General features: G+C 61.1%; 16 protein-coding genes. 5 read left to right on the top strand and 11 right to left on the bottom strand.

Annotated features, from left to right (window positions below):
- Nucleotides 1–42 precede the first annotated feature (42 nt).
- From GCN78_RS06690 to GCN78_RS06680, 3 genes are all read right to left on the bottom strand, one after another.
- Nucleotides 43–375, bottom strand: a complete 333-nt coding sequence (locus GCN78_RS06690) for a hypothetical protein (protein ID WP_152251003.1) — start codon at nucleotides 373–375, stop codon at nucleotides 43–45.
- A 39-nt stretch (nucleotides 376–414) separates the two neighbouring features.
- Entirely contained in the window at nucleotides 415–765 is a 351-nt protein-coding gene (locus tag GCN78_RS06685; RefSeq protein WP_152251002.1) for a hypothetical protein, read from the bottom strand.
- A 222-nt stretch (nucleotides 766–987) separates the two neighbouring features.
- Nucleotides 988–1,299, bottom strand: a complete 312-nt coding sequence (locus GCN78_RS06680) for a hypothetical protein (RefSeq protein ID WP_152251001.1) — start codon at nucleotides 1,297–1,299, stop codon at nucleotides 988–990.
- 212 nt (nucleotides 1,300–1,511) lie between these two features.
- Here GCN78_RS06680 and ligD point away from each other — a divergent pair, with 212 nt between their 5' ends.
- The gene (gene ligD, locus GCN78_RS06675) at nucleotides 1,512–3,998 is read left to right on the top strand and encodes a DNA ligase D (protein WP_152251000.1); all 2,487 of its coding nucleotides are present in this window, start codon (nucleotides 1,512–1,514) and stop codon (nucleotides 3,996–3,998) included.
- On the opposite strand, the gene GCN78_RS06670 is transcribed toward ligD, so the two are convergent.
- The 3 genes from GCN78_RS06670 to GCN78_RS06660 all read right to left on the bottom strand — a co-directional run bounded on the left by GCN78_RS06670 (nucleotide 3,982) and on the right by GCN78_RS06660 (nucleotide 8,287).
- Nucleotides 3,982–6,297 carry a PAS domain S-box protein gene (locus tag GCN78_RS06670; RefSeq protein ID WP_193316637.1) on the bottom strand — a complete coding sequence of 772 codons (2,316 nt, stop codon included), beginning with the start codon at nucleotides 6,295–6,297 and terminating at the stop codon, nucleotides 3,982–3,984. The genes ligD and GCN78_RS06670 overlap by 17 nt on opposite strands.
- A gap of 121 nt (nucleotides 6,298–6,418) precedes the next feature.
- Nucleotides 6,419–7,294 carry a non-homologous end joining protein Ku gene (gene ku, locus GCN78_RS06665; protein WP_152250999.1) on the bottom strand — a complete coding sequence of 292 codons (876 nt, stop codon included), beginning with the start codon at nucleotides 7,292–7,294 and terminating at the stop codon, nucleotides 6,419–6,421.
- A gap of 3 nt (nucleotides 7,295–7,297) precedes the next feature.
- Nucleotides 7,298–8,287, bottom strand: coding sequence for an SDR family oxidoreductase (locus GCN78_RS06660; protein WP_152250998.1), 990 nt, complete (start codon nucleotides 8,285–8,287; stop codon nucleotides 7,298–7,300).
- A 179-nt stretch (nucleotides 8,288–8,466) separates the two neighbouring features.
- On the opposite strand from GCN78_RS06660, the gene GCN78_RS06655 reads away from it, so the two are divergent.
- From GCN78_RS06655 to GCN78_RS06640, 4 genes are read left to right on the top strand one after another with little or no spacing between them, the layout of a single operon-like run.
- A complete protein-coding gene (locus tag GCN78_RS06655; RefSeq protein WP_152250997.1) occupies nucleotides 8,467–10,107 on the top strand; it encodes a SulP family inorganic anion transporter in 1,641 nt (546 codons plus the stop codon).
- Nucleotides 10,104–10,493 (top strand): Imm1 family immunity protein, encoded by a 390-nt coding sequence (locus GCN78_RS06650; RefSeq protein WP_152250996.1) that lies wholly within the window; start codon nucleotides 10,104–10,106, stop codon nucleotides 10,491–10,493. Before GCN78_RS06655 ends, GCN78_RS06650 begins: the two co-directional genes overlap by 4 nt.
- Nucleotide 10,494: 1 nt before the next feature.
- Entirely contained in the window at nucleotides 10,495–10,779 is a 285-nt protein-coding gene (locus GCN78_RS06645) for a hypothetical protein (RefSeq protein WP_152250995.1), read from the top strand.
- Complete coding sequence (locus GCN78_RS06640) at nucleotides 10,769–11,146, top strand: DUF2750 domain-containing protein (RefSeq protein ID WP_152250994.1); 378 nt, start codon at nucleotides 10,769–10,771, stop codon at nucleotides 11,144–11,146. The genes GCN78_RS06645 and GCN78_RS06640 overlap by 11 nt, the downstream gene beginning before the upstream one ends.
- Nucleotides 11,147–11,317: 171 nt before the next feature.
- Here the strand turns inward: GCN78_RS06640 and GCN78_RS06635 are convergent, their stop codons facing one another.
- The 5 genes from GCN78_RS06635 to GCN78_RS06615 form a co-directional block, all read right to left on the bottom strand.
- Nucleotides 11,318–11,797, bottom strand: a complete 480-nt coding sequence (locus GCN78_RS06635; protein ID WP_152250993.1) for a GNAT family N-acetyltransferase — start codon at nucleotides 11,795–11,797, stop codon at nucleotides 11,318–11,320.
- 72 nt (nucleotides 11,798–11,869) lie between these two features.
- The gene (locus tag GCN78_RS29250) at nucleotides 11,870–12,997 is read right to left on the bottom strand and encodes a T6SS immunity protein Tli4 family protein (protein ID WP_226939505.1); all 1,128 of its coding nucleotides are present in this window, start codon (nucleotides 12,995–12,997) and stop codon (nucleotides 11,870–11,872) included.
- 3 nt (nucleotides 12,998–13,000) lie between these two features.
- A complete protein-coding gene (locus tag GCN78_RS06625) occupies nucleotides 13,001–14,854 on the bottom strand; it encodes an esterase/lipase family protein (protein ID WP_152250992.1) in 1,854 nt (617 codons plus the stop codon).
- The gene (locus GCN78_RS06620; RefSeq protein ID WP_152250991.1) at nucleotides 14,851–17,445 is read right to left on the bottom strand and encodes a type VI secretion system Vgr family protein; all 2,595 of its coding nucleotides are present in this window, start codon (nucleotides 17,443–17,445) and stop codon (nucleotides 14,851–14,853) included. Before GCN78_RS06620 ends, GCN78_RS06625 begins: the two co-directional genes overlap by 4 nt.
- Before the next feature lie 12 nt (nucleotides 17,446–17,457).
- Nucleotides 17,458–17,712: a PAAR domain-containing protein gene (locus tag GCN78_RS06615; RefSeq protein ID WP_152250990.1), complete on the bottom strand. Its 255-nt coding sequence runs from the start codon at nucleotides 17,710–17,712 to the stop codon at nucleotides 17,458–17,460.
- Nucleotides 17,713–17,720 lie beyond the last annotated feature (8 nt).

Below are 17,720 nucleotides of genomic sequence, written 5' to 3'. Positions count from 1 at the left end.
CGCAGACCCGGCGGACGCGCTCGCGTGACTACATCATCGCGCTTACTTTGCCGGCGTGGCAGCAACAGCTGCGTCTGCTTTGGCCGCATCCGCCTTCACTTTGGCTTTGCTGGCTTTGTGATGCGCCTTGGCCTTGGTGGCTTTGGCATCGGCCTTGGCGCTGGCCACGTCGGCTTTCGCATCGGCGGCAACGACCGCTTCTTTCGCATCGGCTTTCACGACGGCCTTGGTTTCCTTGGCTTCGGCCTTGACCACGGCTTTCGTGTGGGCCGCTTCCGCCTTGGCGGGAACGGATGCTGCCGGAGCGGCTGGGGTTTGGGCGAAGGCTGCGGTAGCGAACAGACCGGCGACGAGGGTGGCGATAACTTTTTTCATTTTATTTTCCTGGCGAGTGGTAAGTGATGGTGTGGGGGATTACTTGGCTGCGGCTGGTGCTGCTTCAGCGGTGGCCGATGCCATTTTTGCGTCAGCCTTGGCCTTGGTTTTTTTTGCCTTGTGGTGTGCCTTGGCTTTCGTGGTGGTCGCTTCCGCTTTGGCGCTGGCGACGTCCGTTTTCGCGGCGACGACGGCTTTCGCTTCTTTCGCATCGGCCTTGACGACGGCTTGCGCTTCCTTGGCATCCGCTTTCACGACGGCCTTGGTGTGGGCCGCTTCCACTTTCGCTGGTACAGAAGCTGCCGGAGCGGCCGCAGGTGCTGCTGGCGTTTGGGCGAAGGCTGCGGTAGCGAACAGGCCGGCGATCAGGGTAACAATTGCTTTTTTCATGGTGCAGTCCTCGGTGGTGGTTTGTCTGGTAAGTCTGTTGGTGTCGGGATGATTCCCGTGTCACTGAGCAGAAAACGCGGCCCGGAAGGTTACGGTTGACCTTGTTTACACTTTCTTACAATCAGGTGATTTAAATGACGTTGATGGAAGAAGCAGACATGAAAATGCAAAAAGACAGCCGAAGCTGTCTTTTTGCGTGGCGCGAAAAAAGCGCGGACGGAATTATTTGGCTGCTGCTGCGGTCGCTTCAGTCTTGGCTTCGTCAGCCTTGGCTTTGGCTTTTTTCGCTTTGTGATGGGCTTTGGCCTTGGTGGCTTTGGCGTCGGCCTTGGCGCTGGCGACATCGGCTTTCGCATCGGCGGCGACAGCGGCTTCCTTGGCATCGGCTTTGACTACCGCCTTGGTTTCCTTGGCTTCTGCTTTTGCCACTTCCTTGGTGTGCTTGGCTTCGGCCTTGGCAGGAGCGGCTGGCGTTTGAGCAAAGGCTGCGGTAGCGAACAAGCCGGCGATCAGAGTAGCGATTACTTTTTTCATGGTGCAGTTCCTCGAGAAGTGGGTTTGTAGTTCAGGAGATGCATTTCCCCTGTCACTGAGCCAAAAACGCGCCGTGCGGCAATAGCGTTGACACGTTTTCTGTGAATTACAAACACTTACATTTGGCGGGGCAGGTGCTCTGTTAGCTGGCGTACCGTGCTCTAGCCTGCGGCGGCCTAGACTCGATGCCATCGTCACCGCATGGGGCCGCCATGAAAGCCGCCTTGAAAACCTATCAAGCCAAGCGCAATTTCGCCGTCACACCCGAGCCTGCAGGTGGCGGCGAGGACGCGAGCGGCGTGCTCGCCTTCGTCATCCAGAAGCACTGGGCCAGCCGTTTGCACTATGACTTCCGCCTGGAACTGGACGGCACGCTGAAAAGCTGGGCCGTGCCGAAAGGGCCCAGCTACGATCCGCGCGACAAGCGCATGGCCGTGCAGGTGGAAGACCACCCGCTTGCCTATGCCGGTTTTGAAGGGACGATCCCCGAAAAACAGTATGGCGCGGGCAAGGTCATCATCTGGGACCAGGGGACTTGGCAGCCGCAGCCGTCCACCCCCGATGCGCGCAAGGCGCTGGCGGCCGGCGAGCTGAAGTTCACCCTGCATGGCCACAAGATGCACGGCAACTGGGTGCTCGTGCGCATGAAGGGCAAGGGCGAAAAGCAGCCCGCCTGGCTGCTGATCAAGGAAAAAGACGGCTATGCGCGGCCGGCACTGGAATTTTCCGTCGTCGACGAGTTCCCCGGCAGCGTCAGGAACAAGGCCATGCCCAGGCGCAGGAAGAGGGCGGAGCAGGCGTCAGCGCCAGCCGCCCGGCTGCCCGCCACCCTGTCGCCGCAGCTCGCCACCCTGGCCGACGCTCCGCCGCCAGACCCGCAGAAATGGCTGTTCGAGGCGAAATTCGACGGCTACCGTGTCCTCGCGCGTTGTGATGGCGAACGGGTTAGCTTGATCACGCGCAATGGCAATGACTGGACGGCGAAGCTGCCCAAGCTGCGGCAGGCGTTGGAACAGCTGGGCTTGCCGCCTGGCTGGTATGACGGCGAAATCGTCGTCATGGACGCCAGCGGCCGCCCGGATTTTGGCGCCTTGCAGCGCGCGTTCGACGCGGAGGCCACCAGCGACATCGTGTATTACCTGTTCGACGTGGCGTATTTCGATGGCCACGATCTGCGGGGCCAGAGCGTCGAGGCGCGCAGGGCACTGCTGCAGGGACTGCTGGAACAATTGCCCGCATCGCCGCTGGTGCGTTTCAGCGCCGCACTCGATGCCGCGCCGCAGCAATTGCTGACCCACGCCTGCCGCCTGGGGCTGGAAGGGGTGATCGGCAAGCGGCGCGGCTCGCCTTACGTCACGCGCCGCTCCGGCGACTGGATCAAGCTCAAATGCGGGCTGCGGCAGGAATTCGTCATCGGCGGCTATACGGCGCCGCAGGGCGCGCGCGAGGGGATCGGGTCGCTGCTGCTGGGCGTGCACGATGAGCAGGGCAAGCTGCGCTATGCTGGCAATGTGGGCAGCGGCTTTGACGCGGCAAGCCTGCGCGATGTGCGGCGCCGCCTCGACGCGCTGGCCAGCGATGCCAGTCCGTTCACGGGCAAGGCGGGCGGCGTGCGCCAGCCCGTCTGGGTGAAGCCGCAGCTGGTGGCCGAGGTCAGTTTTGCGCAATGGACCAGCGGCGGCGCCGTGCGCCACGCCGTGTTCCATGGCTTGCGCGAGGATAAACAGCCGGCCGCCATCGTGCGCGAGCGGCCACAGCGAATCGACAGGGAGAAACCGATGCCAAACCAATCCATGCCCGACGGAGTCTTGCCGGCCAGTTTCAAGGTCAGCCATGCGGACAGGGTGATCGACCGGGACAGCGGCGCCACGAAGATCGACCTGGTGCGCTATTACGCGCTGGTGGGCAAGCTGATGCTCGTGCATTTGCGCGGGCGCCCCGTGTCGCTGGTGCGCGCGCCGGCCGGCGTGGGCGGCGAGCTGTTTTTCCAGAAACATGCGGAGACGTCGACCATGCCCGGTATCAAACAGCTCGATGCACGGCTGGACCCGGAACACCCGCCGATGCTGGCAGTGGCCAGCGTCCAGGGGCTGTTGTCGGCGGCGCAGTGGAATGTGGTGGAATTTCACACGCAAAACGCGCTGGCCAGCGCCTACGACACGCCGAACCGCCTGGTGTTCGACCTGGACCCGGGCAAGGGCGTGGCCTGGCCCGCCATCCGCGAAGCGGCCGTGCTGCTGCGCGCCTTCCTGACGGAGCTGGGCTTGCCAGCCTGGCTGAAAACCAGCGGCGGGAAGGGCTTGCATGTGGTCGTGCCTATCCGCCCGCAACACGACTGGGACACGGTGAAGGCGTTTTCGCAGGCCATCGTGGCGCACATGGCCCAGCTCATTCCGCAGCGCTTCGTCTTGAAAAGCGGGCCAGACAACCGGGTCGGCAAGATCTTCATCGATTACTTGCGCAATGGCCGGGGCGCCACCACCGTGTGCGCATGGTCGGCTCGTACGCGTTCGGGGCTGGGCATTTCCGTGCCGCTGGCCTGGGAAGAGCTCGACGAGCTGAAGGCGGGCGATCAATGGAACGTGGGCAATGTCCACGGCCGCCTCGACGTGGGCAACGCGCCGTGGGCCGCTTATGCGCGCAGCGCGAAGGGCCTCGATGCGGCGATGAAAAAGCTGGCCTTTACTCCTCCGGCTTGAACGGCAGGGCGGCGCGCGCCAGTTGCAGCGCTTCGTCGATGGCCGCGTTGAGCTGGGGAATCTCGACGGGTTTGGTCAGGTAGCGGAAAAAGCCGGCCGCCAGGCCGTGCCGGATGTCGCCCTTCATGGCATTGGCCGTCAAGGCGATGACGGGGATGTGCGCCGTGCGCGTATCGTTGCGCAGGATGCGTTGCGCCTGGTTGCCATTCATGCCGGGCAGGTTGATATCCATCAGGATGACATCGGGGCGGCGTTCCAGCGCCAGCGCGATACCCTGGCGCGCGTCGGTGGCCGAGATCATGCGCAGGTGGGGCAGGAAGCTGACGATGTCTTCCACCAGCCGCAGGCTGGCCGGATTGTCTTCCACGTACAACAGCAGCGCCTGGCCGCCGTCGGCATCGCCCCCGGCATCGCAGGCAGGCTCGGGCAACCCTTCCGTCTCCAGCGGCATCCTTTCGGGCGGCGCGGCCATGGTGTCGAGTTCGATCCAGAACACGCTGCCCACGCCGACGCAGCTGTGCACGCCCATGCCGCCACCCATCAGCTCGACCAGGCGCTTGGTGACGACGAGGCCGATGCCCGTGCCTTCCTCGCTGCCCGCTTCCTGTCCCAGGCGGTTAAACGGCTGGAACAATTCCGCCAGCTGCGCCTCGTCCAGACCCTTGCCCGTGTCGCGAATGGCGATGCGCACGCGCTGCGCTGCGGGCTGAGAAACTTCCAGCGCCACCTTGCCGGCTGGACGGTTGTACTTGATGGCGTTCGACAGCAGGTTCAGCAGCACCTGCTTGAGGCGCGTATGGTCGGCCCTGACCGTCAGCGGCTCGCAGGCCGAAAAGATCATCTCGATCTGGCGCTGCTGCGCCTGTTCCTCCACCATCACGCGCACGTCGTCGAGCAGCGCGGGCAGCGCCACCGGCTCGATCGACAGGCTCAGGCTGCCTGATTCGATCTTCGCCAGGTCGAGGATTTCATTGATCAAGGTCAGCAGATGGCGGCCCGACGTGACGATGTTTTGCACGAAGGCGCGCTTTTGCAACACGGTCGCGGGCAGGGCTTCGTTGGCCAGCAACTGGGCAAAGCCGAGGATGGCGTTGAGCGGCGTGCGCAGTTCATGCGACATGCTGGTAAGAAAACGGTCTTTCGCCTGGCTGGCCCGCTCGAGCTCGATTTTCTGTTCGTTGAGCGTGCGTTCGATGCGCTTGCGCTCGGTGATGTCGCGGATGGCCGACGATACCAGCACGCCTTCCTCCGTTTCCAGCGGCGACAGGCTGATTTCGACGGGAAACTCGGTGCCATCGCGGCGCAAGCCGTACAGTTCCAGGCCCGCGCCCATGGAGCGGGCGCGCGGCGCCTCGGAAAAGGCCTGGCGGTGCTGCGGGTGGTCAATCGCGTAGCGGGCCGGGATCAGCACTTCCACGTTGCGTCCCAGCAATTCCGCGCGCGAATAGCCGAACAGGCGTTCCGTCTGCGAATTGACGAGCACGATCTCGCCATCGCCGTTGACGATGACGATGGCGTCCGGCGCCGATTCGAGCAGGCCGCGGAACTTCTGTTCGGCACGGCGGCGGTCGCTGACGTCGCGGATGGCGCTGATGACGAAGGTGCCGATCTCCGTCTGGATCGGCGAGAGGCTGATTTCCACGGGGAACTCGACGTTGTCCTTGCGCAAGCCCAGCAATTCCAGGTCGGCACCCATGGTGCGCGTGCGCGGCTGGTCGAAATAACGCGCGCGGTGGGCCACGTGCGCATGGCGCAGGCGTTGCGGCAACAGGGTATCGATTTGCCTGCCGCTCAATTCGCCTTCCGCGTAGCCGAACAGGCGCTGCGCCTGCTGGTTGGCCAGCACGATGGCGCCCGTGGCATTGACCATGATGACGCTGTCCGGCGTCGATTCGAACAACACGCGGTAACGCACGTCGACGAACTGGGCGTCGCGCGCCGCCTTCAGCAAGGTCGTGTCCTTCATGGTGGAAATCAGGTAGCGGGGGCCGTCCGGCGCCGCGTGCGCGGCCTGGCACGCCACGTCGACGTAGATGAGTTCACCATCCTTGCGGCGCCGCAGCGATTCGCGGTCGTAGCTGCCTTGCAGGGTCAGCTGCTCATCGATCAGCTGGGCCGCTTCGGCCTGTCCCGGCAGCGAGATCAGTTCCCACAGCGTGCGGCCCAGCGCTTCCTCGCCGGCATAGCCGAATATGCGCTGCGCCCCGGCCGTCCAGCGCACGACGGCATGGTCTTCGTTCGTGATGACAACGCCGCCAGGGGCGCCGCTGAGGATAAGCTGATCTAACTCGGCATCCATTTTTTTCCGCACGCATGACAGGGCTTGCCGGGCGGCAGGCCTGTGCATAACGTAGCGAGAAGCTTGATCAAAGTCAATGCATTTATATGATTGACGAGCCTCCTGTGCAGGCACGGGTGCTTCAGGCCGCCTTGCGCCTGGCTGGTGCCGGCTTGCGGGCAGGGGGCGAGGCCGCGCGCTTGCGGGCCGGCGCCGCGGGCGCTTTCTTGCCCAGGCTTTGCTGCAGCAGGGCGACCAGATCGATCACATTGCTGCCGTGCTCTTCTGCCGGTTCGGGCGCGGGCGCGGTGATGGTCTTGGTCTGCCTTGCCTTGATTTTTTTCTTGACCAGCGCCAGCACGTCTTCGCGGTAGCTGTCGTGATATTGGCCGGGTTCCCACGCTTCGCTCATGCCGTCCACCAGCGACAGGGCCATCTTGAGTTCCTTGTCGGTGATGCCGGCCGCCTTCAGGCTGCTGGCGGGCAAGTCCAGGTCATCCGTGGGGCGGATTTCATCGGCATAGCGCAGGGTGTTGAGCACGATGGCGTCGCCCACGCACACGAGTGCGCACAAATGCTGCTTGGTGCGCATGACCACGCTGGCGATGCCCACTTTATTGGCCTTGCGCAAGGTTTCGCGCAGCAAGGCATAGACTTTCTCGCCACCCTTGGCGGGCAGCAGATAATACGGATGCTCGTAAAAGGTCAGCGGCACCTCGACGGCATCGACAAAGGTGTGGATGGCGATGGTTTGCGTGGCCTTCACATTGGCCTGTCTCAAATCTTCCTCGGACAGCACGACGTACTCATCCGTTTTGTATTCATAGCCCTTGATGATGTCGTCCCACTCGACTTCCTTGCCCGTCGTCTTGTTGTAGCGCTTGTAGCCGATGGGCGCGAAGTCGCGCCGGTCCAGCATGGACAAGTCCAGTTCATGGTCGAGGCTGGCGGAAATCAGCTCGACGGGGATATGCACGAGGCCGAAGCTGATGGCGCCTTTCCATAGTGCGCGCGCCATCGCCTACTCCCCCACGCTGCCGGTGACGGGCAGGACGATGCCGCTGATGTAGCTGGAACAGGCGGGCGAAGCCAGGAAGACGTAGGCGGGCGACAGTTCTTCCGGCTGGGCCGGGCGGCGCATGTCCGTGTCCGCGCCGAATTTCTGGATATCCTCGGGCGACTTGTCGGCCGGATTGAGCGGTGTCCAGACGGGCCCGGGCGCGATGGCGTTGACGCGGATGCCCTTGTCCAGCAAGTTGCCGGCCAGCGCCATGGTGAACGCATGGATGGCGCCCTTGGTGGTGGAATAGTCGAGCAGGTGCTTCGAGCCATGCAAGCCCGTCACGGAGCCCGTGTTGATGATGGAGGCACCGCGCTGCAAATGGGGCAGCACGGCCTTGGCCATGTGAAAGTAACCGTAGACATTGGTTTTCATGGTGAGGTCGAAGCGTTCCTCGCTCAGGTCCAGCAAGGACTCCGCATGTTCCTGGAAGGCGGCGTTGTTGACCAGCACGTCGATGTGGTTGAACTTGTCCAGTACCTGACGCACGGCGTCCTGGCAAAAACCCTGCTCGCGCACGTCGCCGGCGATCAACAGGCAGCTCTGGCCTTCCGCTTCCACGTAACGCTTCGTTTCGTGGGCGTCCGCGTGTTCGTTCAGGTAGATGATGGCGACGTCGGCCCCTTCGCGCGCGTACAGCACGGCCACGGCGCGGCCGATGCCCGAATCGCCGCCCGTGATGATGGCCACCATGCCGGCCAGCTTGCCGCTGCCGCAGTAGTCGGGCGCCAGGAAACGGGGCTTCAATGGCATCTGTGCTTCGATGCCGGGCTTGTCCAGGTGCTGGGCGGGCAGGGGAGGGGCCGGCTGGCTGCGGCTGCCCGTCTGCACGGGCGGCTTGCTGTCCCGTTTGCCTGGCTTGGCGGCATCGGGCTGTTTATCTTTCTGATCTTGCTCCTGCTGTATGCTGCGCTGCAAGTTACCTGCGGACGGATCCTTGTTCTCATTCATGCTGGCCTCCCGGATGCTGGACTCCAGTATCTGCGGGGCGCGCGCGCCTGACGGTGCGCTCGCTAACAGAGTGGCGCAAGCGGGGCGTGCCGCCATCGTCCACCCCGGACATTGATCGTCCCCCTGTCAGCCGGCCTCGTCGCATGATAGGCTTCGGTTTTCAGATTTCAGGATCATTCATGCTGCTCTGGCTCAGGCAATACCGGCGTCCTCTGTTGGCCGGAGACATCACCGCCGGTATCGTGGTCGCCATGATGATGGTGCCGCAAGGCATGGCTTACGCGCTGGTGGCCGGCTTGCCGCCCGTGGTGGGCATCTACGCCAGCATCCTGCCGCCCGTGCTGTACGCCTTGTTCGGCAGCAGCATGACGCAATCGGTGGGCCCCATGGCCATCGTCTCGCTGATGACGGCCGCCGCGCTGGCGCCGCTGGCCGACCCCGGTTCCTCCCTGTACATCGTGCTGGCCGCCCAGTTGGCCTTTATCAGCGGCCTCGTCCTGCTGCTGTGCGGCGTGCTGCGCCTGGGCTTCATGGCCAGTTTCCTGTCGCGCCCCGTGATCAGCGGTTTCAGCAATGGCGCGGCCATCCTGATCATCTGGGGCCAGATCGCGCCCTTGCTGGGGGCGACGCTGCCCCACTGGCATGCGCCCAGCCTCGTGCTGGGGCTGTCCGGCCTGCTGTTCCTGTGGCTGTCCAAGCGCTACGCGTCGCGCGTGCTGCAGCGCTGCGGCTTGAACCCGGTGGCGGCCGACGTGGGCGCGCGCCTGGCGCCGATGGCGCTGGTGCTGACCGGCATCGCGCTCGTCGCCTACGGCGGCCTGGAAGCGATGGGCGTGCAAACGACGGGCCACGTGCCCAGCGGTTTGCCGGGCCTGAACCTGGCCACCTCCGGCGCCCATTGGCGCACCCTGCTGTCGCCGGCGCTGCTGATCGCCTTCATCATCTTCCTGATGAGCATGTCCGCCGCCCAGACCCTGGCGCAAAAACGGGGCGAAAAACTGCATACGAACCGTGAACTGCTGGGTCTGGGCGCGGCCAACGTGGCCAGCGCGCTGTCGGGCGGCTTTCCCGTCACCGGGTCGATTTCGCGCTCGGCCGTCAATTTCCAGGCGGGCGCCAACACCCCCTTGGCCAGCATCATCACGGCCGGCCTGCTGGCGCTGGCGCTGGTGGCGCCCACGGGCTGGCTGGCTCTGCTGCCGCTGCCCGTGCTGGCGGCCACCATCATCTTTGCCGTGTCCAGCCTGCTGGACTGGGATACCTTGAAACTGTCGTGGCGCTACGACCGCAGCGATGCGCTGGCCCTGCTGGCGACGACGGCCGGCGTGCTGGTGCTGGGCGTGGAAGCGGGCGTGGTGATCGGCGTGCTGTTGTCGATGGGCACCTTGATCTGGCGCGCCAGCCGTCCGCACATCGCCGTGCTGGGACGTATCCCGAATAGCGAGCACTTCCGCAACGTGGAGCGCTACGAGGCGCAAACCCTGCCGGACGTTTTGCTGCTGCGCATAGATGCCGGCCTGTTCTTTGGCAATGTCGAGGCGGTGACGGAGAGGGTGGAAGACGAATTGCGCGGCCACCCGACGGCGCGTCATCTGGTGCTGGTGCTGTCGGCCGTCAACCAGATCGACAGCACGGCCTTGCTGGGCTTGATCGAACTCAATGGCGCGCTGGCCAAGCGCGGCATCAGCTTGAACCTGGCTGAAGTGAAAGGTCCCGTGATGGACCGCTTGCGCCAGAGCAGTTTATTGAAAGATCTGAGCGGCAAGCTCTACCTGAGCACGGCGCTGGCGACAAACGATTTGAGCGGGAGCAAGACATGACGATGGAATTGAATCTGCATGGCGAGGCGCGCGCCGTCGACAATCTTCTTGCGCTGGAACAGGCGCTGACGGAAGCGCGCGCCCTGGCCCAGTGCGAACTGTGGCTGACCCTGGCCACGGACGCGGAACAGGGGCCGGCCCTGTGCATGCTGCGCAATGGCGGCAACGCCTGGCTGATGTATCTGTCAGGGCAGGACGACCTGAGTTTCCACTCGCTGGGTGACGAGGAGGAAGCGGGGGAATGCAGCTACCTGCTGGCCAATGGCCAGGTGGATGTGTATCCGGAAAGCTGGTGCGTGGAGGTGGACCTATGCGAGCGTGCCTTTCTCGCCTTTTTCAGGACGGACGGCGCGCGGCCGGCCGCCATCGCCTGGGAGGCGGATTGAGATGGCGCACACCATCATCGCTGATATTGACAGGGACTTGGTGGCCGCGCTCGACGCCAGGGCGGGGTTATTGACGCTGCGCGCCATCTTGCTGCGCTACAAGGATTGCGGCGTGACGGCGGCGCAAGTGGCCGCCTTGCTGCAGGAACTGCGCCCGTCTATGCAGAACGGCGCGCAGGAGGGGCCGCTGGAAGACGGGATACTGGACGCCCTCGACATGGTGACGGGCTGGTGCACGCCACAGTTGCGGGTATGGGACGAGGCAGGGAACGACCATGCATCCTGACAAATTCAAGCAGGTGGCGGGGCTGCCGTCCGCCGAACGCCATGCCTACTTTGTGCGCAAGGTAGCCGATACGCAAGAAGTGTGGGGCTTGCACCGCGATGGCTGGGCCACGGCGCAAGTCGGCGCCAAGGTGGCCATCCCGTTCTGGCCGGAAGCGGCATTCGCGCAAGCGTGCGCCAGCGGTGACTGGGAGCATTGCCAGCCGCGCGCCATCGCGCTCGACGATTTTCTGAACAAGTGGCTGCCTGGCATGGCGAGCAATGGCCAGCTGGCTTCCGTGTTTCCCGTGCCACAAGGCAGCGTCAGCGTCGCGGCGCCGGCCGATTTACTGAAGGATTTGCAACATGAATCAGAGCAATATGAATGAGGGCAAGGCACGCCTGGACGCCTGGTACGACGGCTCGGCCATCTGCCTGATCGCCGTCGGCGCGCAGGGCGACCCGTTTGGACCTGGGCGACGACGAAGTGCGCGCGCTGATCGCGAAGCTGCAGCAATGCCTGGCCGAGTCCGATGCCGGCGCGGCGCCTGACTGAAGGCTCAGATGGGTGGCAGCACCTTTTCCATCGCCACGCTGGCCAGGCTGATGCCGCTCGGATGGGCATACGCTTCCGCGCGCAAGGCAATAAAACCGGCGGCCTGGTAAAGCGGCACGGCGTTCAGCGACGCGGACAGGTGCAGACGCGCCATGCCGCGCTGGCGCGCCAGTTGCTCCAGCGCCGCCAGCAGGCGCTTGCCGATACCCAGCCCCGCGCGCGCCGGATCGACAAACACGGCATCGACTTCGTGCTTGTCGACGTTCAGCATGGCGTAGCCGGCAATGGCCTCGTCCTGCATCGCCACGATGCCGCCGCCCGCGGCCAGCATGGCGACATATGCAGGCGGCACGGGCGAAGCCGTCCATACGGCAATTTGCTCCGGCGCATAGTGCGTGGCGCAACTGACACGCACGGCCACGGTGCGCAGGGCCCACAGGGCGTCGATGTCAAAGGGCAGGGCGGGGCGCAGGGTGATGGGCATGGACGCTTTCCGGGCAAAAGGAGCATGCTAGCGCAATGGCTTGCAAGGCGCCAGCTTGAGCTTATCCAGCCGTCACTGCGCTGGCTGGTCCGGATCGATGTAGTACGAACCGGGCGGCGCACCCGGCACCTTCACCCGGAACTTCAGGCCGGACAGCAGCTTGTCCCACAAGGCGATCGCTTCTTCATCAGTCAGCGACGCGGCTTCGGCGGCGCCGACCATGTTGTGGGCGACTTTGGTGTACAAGGATGCTTCCAATACCGCTGGATAGGCGATATCGCGCGGCGTACCCACCAGCGTCCATTCAAAATCGTGCACGCCATCGGTACGCAGTATCAACGATTCCTCGCCATGCCAGTGCTGCACGTCACGTTTGCCTTCGCGTAGCAGAGTACGAGGAGGGTAATTCTTGCCTTGCTGGTCTTTCGCTTCCTGGATGCGGGCAAGCAATGATAATTTCCCGCGTACTTTTGCATTATATTCAGCAGGAGGGTAATCGCCGTAGGCGTCCTTATTTGAGGTAATGGAAAAGGTCACATCTGGCAAGCTGGGGAAATATAGGCCTGCATCCGCCATTTCCTGACTCTCATACTTGTTGTCGCTCATGAAGCCATGTTTGACGCAGTAGCCAGGTTCATTGGGAACTTCCTCCTCATCGCGCAGACGCAAACTATTGACGCGGAATAGCTGATTTTCGGTGGCACTTTTTATCGATTCACCTTTTCGAATTGAACCATCAAGAATGAATATATGCTTTTCTTTCATGACGTATGTCTTAAAGAATAGATCGCCGTCTTCTTTGGAAAATTTACCATCATAATATTGAAGTTGCCAACTATTTTCTACTGGGCCTTTCCCATTGTATATAATTTCAGATGTTCGGTTATTTTTTCTTATCTTCTCAATTTCTTCTTCGATGCTTTCATTTTTTTCTGCTATTCCGCCTGGAATGGTTTTAATTTCCGAAAGAAGTATTGTTCCTCCTGATATTAGTTGTGCTTCTTGAGGAACTTCTACTGCATAGCGTCCAAAGCATACAATTTTTGTTTTTGAAAATAGTGTTTCCAAGCGTTTACTAAGCTTAAAATTTCCAGGCATTATGGTCTCCTTGGCTGAATTTTTTTTCGCGTAGGCGGATAGGAATATCATCGCAATAACTGTAATCGTGAGGAAAAATTTTTTCGCTATCTTATTATTCATGGTTTACTCCCATTTTGCTGTTTTGGCAATTTTCACGATGGAATACAGCATGGATGCCATTACATTTGTATCCGCGTAGCTGTTCTGGTGTTCATAACCATTCGCTTCCGTCGTGCCGTGTACGAAAAGTGTGCCTGTGATGTGCCGGGCAGAACGGTCTGACGGTACCGTTCCATCACCACGTGCACTGGCTGGCTGTAGCTTTAACTTTAAGAATTTTCCTCCGGCCTGAACCAGGAGTTGTCCCTTTGCATCATCCTCAAGTAGTTTCCATTTTTCAGGTAACGGCTCGAATTTATTCCAGGGGTCATTTGAGCCACTGTGCAGACCTTCAATTAATTTAAATACTACATCGCCATAACTTAAAAAATTGCTGGATGAGCAATAGCTTGCGTAAGTATTTAAGTGGAAGGTTTTCTCTATGGATGATAAGAATTCTGCGGCGTCTTTTATTCGCCTCATTGTTCTTTCTATGCCGCCACCTTTTTCACGGGGGAGGTCTGCGGGATTTACCCAGTTTGGATTGATTAGTCGCCACCATGCATTGGGTGGCTGAAGATAAATACTGTCTAGTGCCGTCGCCTTGTCGCGAGGCCAACTCCATAAAACTTTATCCTTGGCATCCACAATTTTCAGCCAGTTCTGGCCATATGCCACGCCTGGCATCATTTCTAAAGGCGCTGGTGCATTTGCCAGAATTGCGGTGGCGTGTTCACCGTCGATGCCTAGAATGCTGGCCTCTATTTTTGCTATCGACCCTTCTCTTTCCTGAAAGCCAAAACGCATGCGTTTATACGCTCCTGCGGCTCCAATGGTGGGCATGACGTTGTGATAAATGCCGAGGATTTTTACATCTTTATCATCAAGCATCTTTCCATAGCTGGGGTGTATCAATGCACGGGCCAGCAAGCCCCCCATGCTGTGCGTGACGATGATGACTTCGTTGCATTTGAAGCCGCGTTGCTGATAGCCTTTGACCAGGCCGCGTAGTCGTTCTGCAATCGTGACGGCAGATTCGCCATTGCTCTTGATAAAGTTGTAACCCATCGCATGCACGGGATACCAACAGGGAGAAATTTTCTTTAAATCGCTGACGCTAATGGCTTTGCCAGATGACGCGCCAAAATTTGTGGGATCTTGCAAAAGCAGTGCGCCAAGCCCACTCGTTTGACGCCAAACAGGATGTGGTTTACCGTCGGAAATCATGTTGTTGAGATGCAATTCGGCAGCCCGCAACATTGTTCCGTACGCACCGGCAAATAACACTTCACTCCATCCTCGCCAACGGGCTATTTGTGCAGGGCTTTGATATGAGCAGGCTCTACCTTGATTCGGCCGTGTTGTTGTCGCGACCCTGTTCGTTCCCATCAAAGGAGGAATCGGTGTAAAGCTGTCTGGAACATTTTGATGCCGTGCATCTGCAGCTCTGGTTTCCGCACCATCCGGATCGAAGCGGCTGTTGCTTTCGGTGTAATGGTAGTACTCGACCTCGGTTTCTGTGGGATCAAACACCAATTGACGCTGCCGTGGCGACGCATCTTTGAACCAGCCACCCAAGCCATTGCCTGTTAGGACGGCCGTCTTGCCCCCCGCACCCATCATATCGTCTGGCCGCCATGCCCGATTGTCTGGACGACGCAATTCTTCTTGGCGAACTTTGCTCATCCTTAGATTGCTGCCCATTACGCCTGGCAGGAAAATGACAGGAATTACTTTGCCTGGTGGCACAGTGACGTCGTGTCGAGTAGTATCTTTTGTTTCCGTCATCGAAACGGCGAGTTCCGCCCAGCCTCCCACGCCTTGAGTAAATTTTGCAGGATGATTGCCGCGGTTATTCAAGTCATCACATTTACTCATGGCAGTTCTCCCTTATAGCGAATGATGTAGCTTTCCATGCCAGTGGATTTTTGTAGTTGCGTGGAACCATCCTCCGCGCTTTTGCCAACCGCGTTGCCGTCATCGCGCAGGATTTCAAAAGCAATGCCAACAGCTGGCGTATCGTCGGCATTCACTAGCAAGACCTCCTGATCGAAACTGCTGTGTGGCCGTTCATTGAATTCCTGCGACACGCTCTTCGGCGCCAAGGTTTCCAGGTTGCCGTTGAAGAGCACGGGTGAGGAAGTGAAGAACTGCACCTTGTCGCTGATTTCCAGCATGTGGTTGGCGCCGTGCAGGCGTACGCCTTTCTTGCCTTTGATGTTGACCCAGTCCGCCTCGCTGATCAGCGACAGCACTTTCTGGGCGAGGATTTCCACCTCGTCGCTGTGGGCCTGGATGGATACCTTGCCGCTGGCGGCAATCAGCTTCATGCCGGCCTTGTGCACGAACAGGCTGAAGGTCTTGGCGATGCTGGCAAAGATGCTGTCGCCGCTGGCGAGTGAAATATGCTTGTTGCTGGTGAGCGCCACATGCTCGCTGGCGGCCAGGTGGATCGACTGAGCCGTGCTCAGCTCGATGCCGGCTGGACTGGCCAGCAGCAAATGCGGTTCGGCCAACTCCGGGAAATCGCCGGCGCTCCCCTTGATGGCGGCGTTTTGCCGCTGGATGGCGTCGGCCACGGCGCCTTGTTGCGCGGCGCCATCTTGCGCACCTGCGTCGACGGCCATGCTGGCTAATCCCACTTGCAGTTGGTGCGCTTGCGCCAGGCGGGCCTGTGTTTCGTCGAGTTGCTTGACCGAGCCGCCGCCTGCCGGTGTTTCCGTGGTGATCAGCATGCCTTTGGCCGCGCGCAGGGCGCCCCAGGCATTGCTGGCCAGTTCAAAGCCCACGCCGCGCGCCTCCTTGCGGCCGGCGTTGTCGTCGATGCGCGTGATGTTGCCCAACGAGAGGCGGCTATCCTGGTGCTCGCTGCGCAGCTGTGCCTGGATCGCGCCCTTGGTATCGTCGAGCACGAGTTGGTTGGCGCTGCGGGCGCCCAGTTCGCGGCTGCGCACACCGGACAGGGCACGCTGCTGCGGCAGTTGCCACGGCGGTAGGTTCGCACTGTTGTAGACCACGCCGATGACGATCGGGTGGTCGATATTGCCGTCCTGAAATTGCACGACGACTTCCTGACCCACGCGTGGCAAGGCGATGTGTCCCATTTGCGGACCCGCCATCGGCATCATGACCCGTATCCATGGCGAGCTGCGCTCATCGAATTCCCCCAGGCGGTCCCAGTGAAATTGCAGGCGGATGCGTCCCAGCGCATCGGTATGGATTTCCTCCCCGGCCGGCCCGACCACCAGCGCCGTCTGTACGCCGGCAACCACGCACGGTGTGCTGTTGTAGCCACGGCCAGGCCGCCAGCGGATGTCCCGGCGCACGCATACCATATTGTTGGCATAGTGCGAGGGGGCGTTGGAACCCGCTTGATAATTGTTGCTGGCGGTATGCTCGACTGACAGGATCAGGTATTCGCGTTCGGCAATGCTGTCGGGGCGTTCCTGGCCGGGCTGGTAGCGTTTTTCCTCGCCGCTGAAATGTCCATCGAGCCGAAAACATAGGCCAGGTTGTGCGCCACGGTGATTGCCGGCAGCCTCGAAGTACTGGCGCAGATGGTCGCTTTCTTCCATGCGGCGCTGTGCCAGCGCTTCTCCCTCATCGACATTCTTATAGCCATAAGCGCCCGTGTTTTCATACAGTTCGTGCGCAAATACATCACCCTGGCGATTTAATGAGTAGCCGCTGGCCAGGCGCGGCCGGGGATTCTTATAGTCGAAACTGGCCAAGGTCAGTTGCCCGGAGCCGATCCGGCGTATGGCTTGCCATTGTTGCAGACCATCGTCTTCCATGGAACCCGATTCGGAGTGAAAAGGCATGGCGCCGTCGCCGGACACCGTGGCGATCATGTCCGCCAAGGTGCTGTTGTCTGCGAGCCAAAGCGTATGACCATCGGCGCGGTGCTCGTACCAGTAATGCCAGCCCAGCGCCTCCCAGCGACGGTGCAGGTGGTTGTAGTCGGTTTCATTGTGCTGGTTGGCACAGGTGATCTGTGGATCGTCGCCATGGATGCTGGTTTTCCAGTCGCGCTGCTCATAGTGGGCAAACGTTGTTTCGGTCAGCTGCATCACGCTTTGGCCATGAAAGGACACATTGTCCTGGCGTAGTCGGGCGAAGGCCAGCCAGGGTTGCAGCACCGTGCGGTACCAGGCAAAGCCGCCATCGGCGCGCAGCAGGCAAAACTCGCCCACATAGCCGTTAAAGTAACGGAGCGAACCATCGTCGCGCACCATGGAAATGGTGACCATGCGACCCAACATGGCCTTGAGCGCGATGTGCGCGTCATCTGACAGCAATTCGGCCTCGAAGCGGAAGTCGCGCGACACCTCCTCCCTGGCCGTCAGCGAATTGACCAGCAGGATGGCGCCGGCCGGTCCATCTTCGTGGGGGAACTCGATCTTCAGCAGGCGCCGTTCCTGTGCGGCGAGGTCGAAGGCCGAAAGTGCCGCCTGTATGCTTGCATGCATGGCTTGCCTCCGTTATAGCGATGTGATCAGGTGGGCGCCACAGGCGGTGGCATCGCCGTCATAGGCGTACGGCTTGCCCATGTGTTTGGCGCCGGCGCCGTCCGGCGTGATCGGAAAGCTGCCCTTGCACTTCGGGCAGAAGGTCGTGTCATCGGCCAGCGCCGCCATCTTCCCCATCACGGTGCTGCCGGACGATGCACTGGTAACCTTGCCGCCGTGATCGGTTGCATCGCCTAGCCGGATGACGCCGCGTCCCTCATGTTTCATGTGTGCCT

It is taken from the genome of Janthinobacterium rivuli, from assembly GCF_009208735.1.
Classification (GTDB): Bacteria; Pseudomonadota; Gammaproteobacteria; order Burkholderiales; family Burkholderiaceae_D; genus Janthinobacterium.
This window is presented reverse-complemented; position numbering and strand designations above follow the sequence as displayed.

Bases quoted from the DNA above. Each gene is read 5' to 3' on its own strand.
- ku (WP_152250999.1), bottom strand. From the start codon at position 7,294: ATGGCGCGCGCACTATGGAAAGGCGCCATCAGCTTCGGCCTCGTGCAT.
- GCN78_RS06685 (WP_152251002.1), bottom strand. From the start codon at position 765: ATGAAAAAAGCAATTGTTACCCTGATCGCCGGCCTGTTCGCTACCGCA.
- ligD (WP_152251000.1), top strand. From the start codon at position 1,512: ATGAAAGCCGCCTTGAAAACCTATCAAGCCAAGCGCAATTTCGCCGTC.
- GCN78_RS06615 (WP_152250990.1), bottom strand. From the start codon at position 17,712: ATGAAACATGAGGGACGCGGCGTCATCCGGCTAGGCGATGCAACCGAT.
- GCN78_RS29250 (WP_226939505.1), bottom strand. From the start codon at position 12,997: ATGAATAATAAGATAGCGAAAAAATTTTTCCTCACGATTACAGTTATT.
- GCN78_RS06645 (WP_152250995.1), top strand. From the start codon at position 10,495: ATGGCGCACACCATCATCGCTGATATTGACAGGGACTTGGTGGCCGCG.
- GCN78_RS06635 (WP_152250993.1), bottom strand. From the start codon at position 11,797: ATGCCCATCACCCTGCGCCCCGCCCTGCCCTTTGACATCGACGCCCTG.
- GCN78_RS06625 (WP_152250992.1), bottom strand. From the start codon at position 14,854: ATGAGTAAATGTGATGACTTGAATAACCGCGGCAATCATCCTGCAAAA.
- GCN78_RS06680 (WP_152251001.1), bottom strand. From the start codon at position 1,299: ATGAAAAAAGTAATCGCTACTCTGATCGCCGGCTTGTTCGCTACCGCA.
- GCN78_RS06640 (WP_152250994.1), top strand. From the start codon at position 10,769: ATGCATCCTGACAAATTCAAGCAGGTGGCGGGGCTGCCGTCCGCCGAA.
- GCN78_RS06690 (WP_152251003.1), bottom strand. From the start codon at position 375: ATGAAAAAAGTTATCGCCACCCTCGTCGCCGGTCTGTTCGCTACCGCA.
- GCN78_RS06620 (WP_152250991.1), bottom strand. From the start codon at position 17,445: ATGCATGCAAGCATACAGGCGGCACTTTCGGCCTTCGACCTCGCCGCA.
- GCN78_RS06650 (WP_152250996.1), top strand. From the start codon at position 10,104: ATGACGATGGAATTGAATCTGCATGGCGAGGCGCGCGCCGTCGACAAT.
- GCN78_RS06660 (WP_152250998.1), bottom strand. From the start codon at position 8,287: ATGAATGAGAACAAGGATCCGTCCGCAGGTAACTTGCAGCGCAGCATA.
- GCN78_RS06670 (WP_193316637.1), bottom strand. From the start codon at position 6,297: ATGGATGCCGAGTTAGATCAGCTTATCCTCAGCGGCGCCCCTGGCGGC.
- GCN78_RS06655 (WP_152250997.1), top strand. From the start codon at position 8,467: ATGCTGCTCTGGCTCAGGCAATACCGGCGTCCTCTGTTGGCCGGAGAC.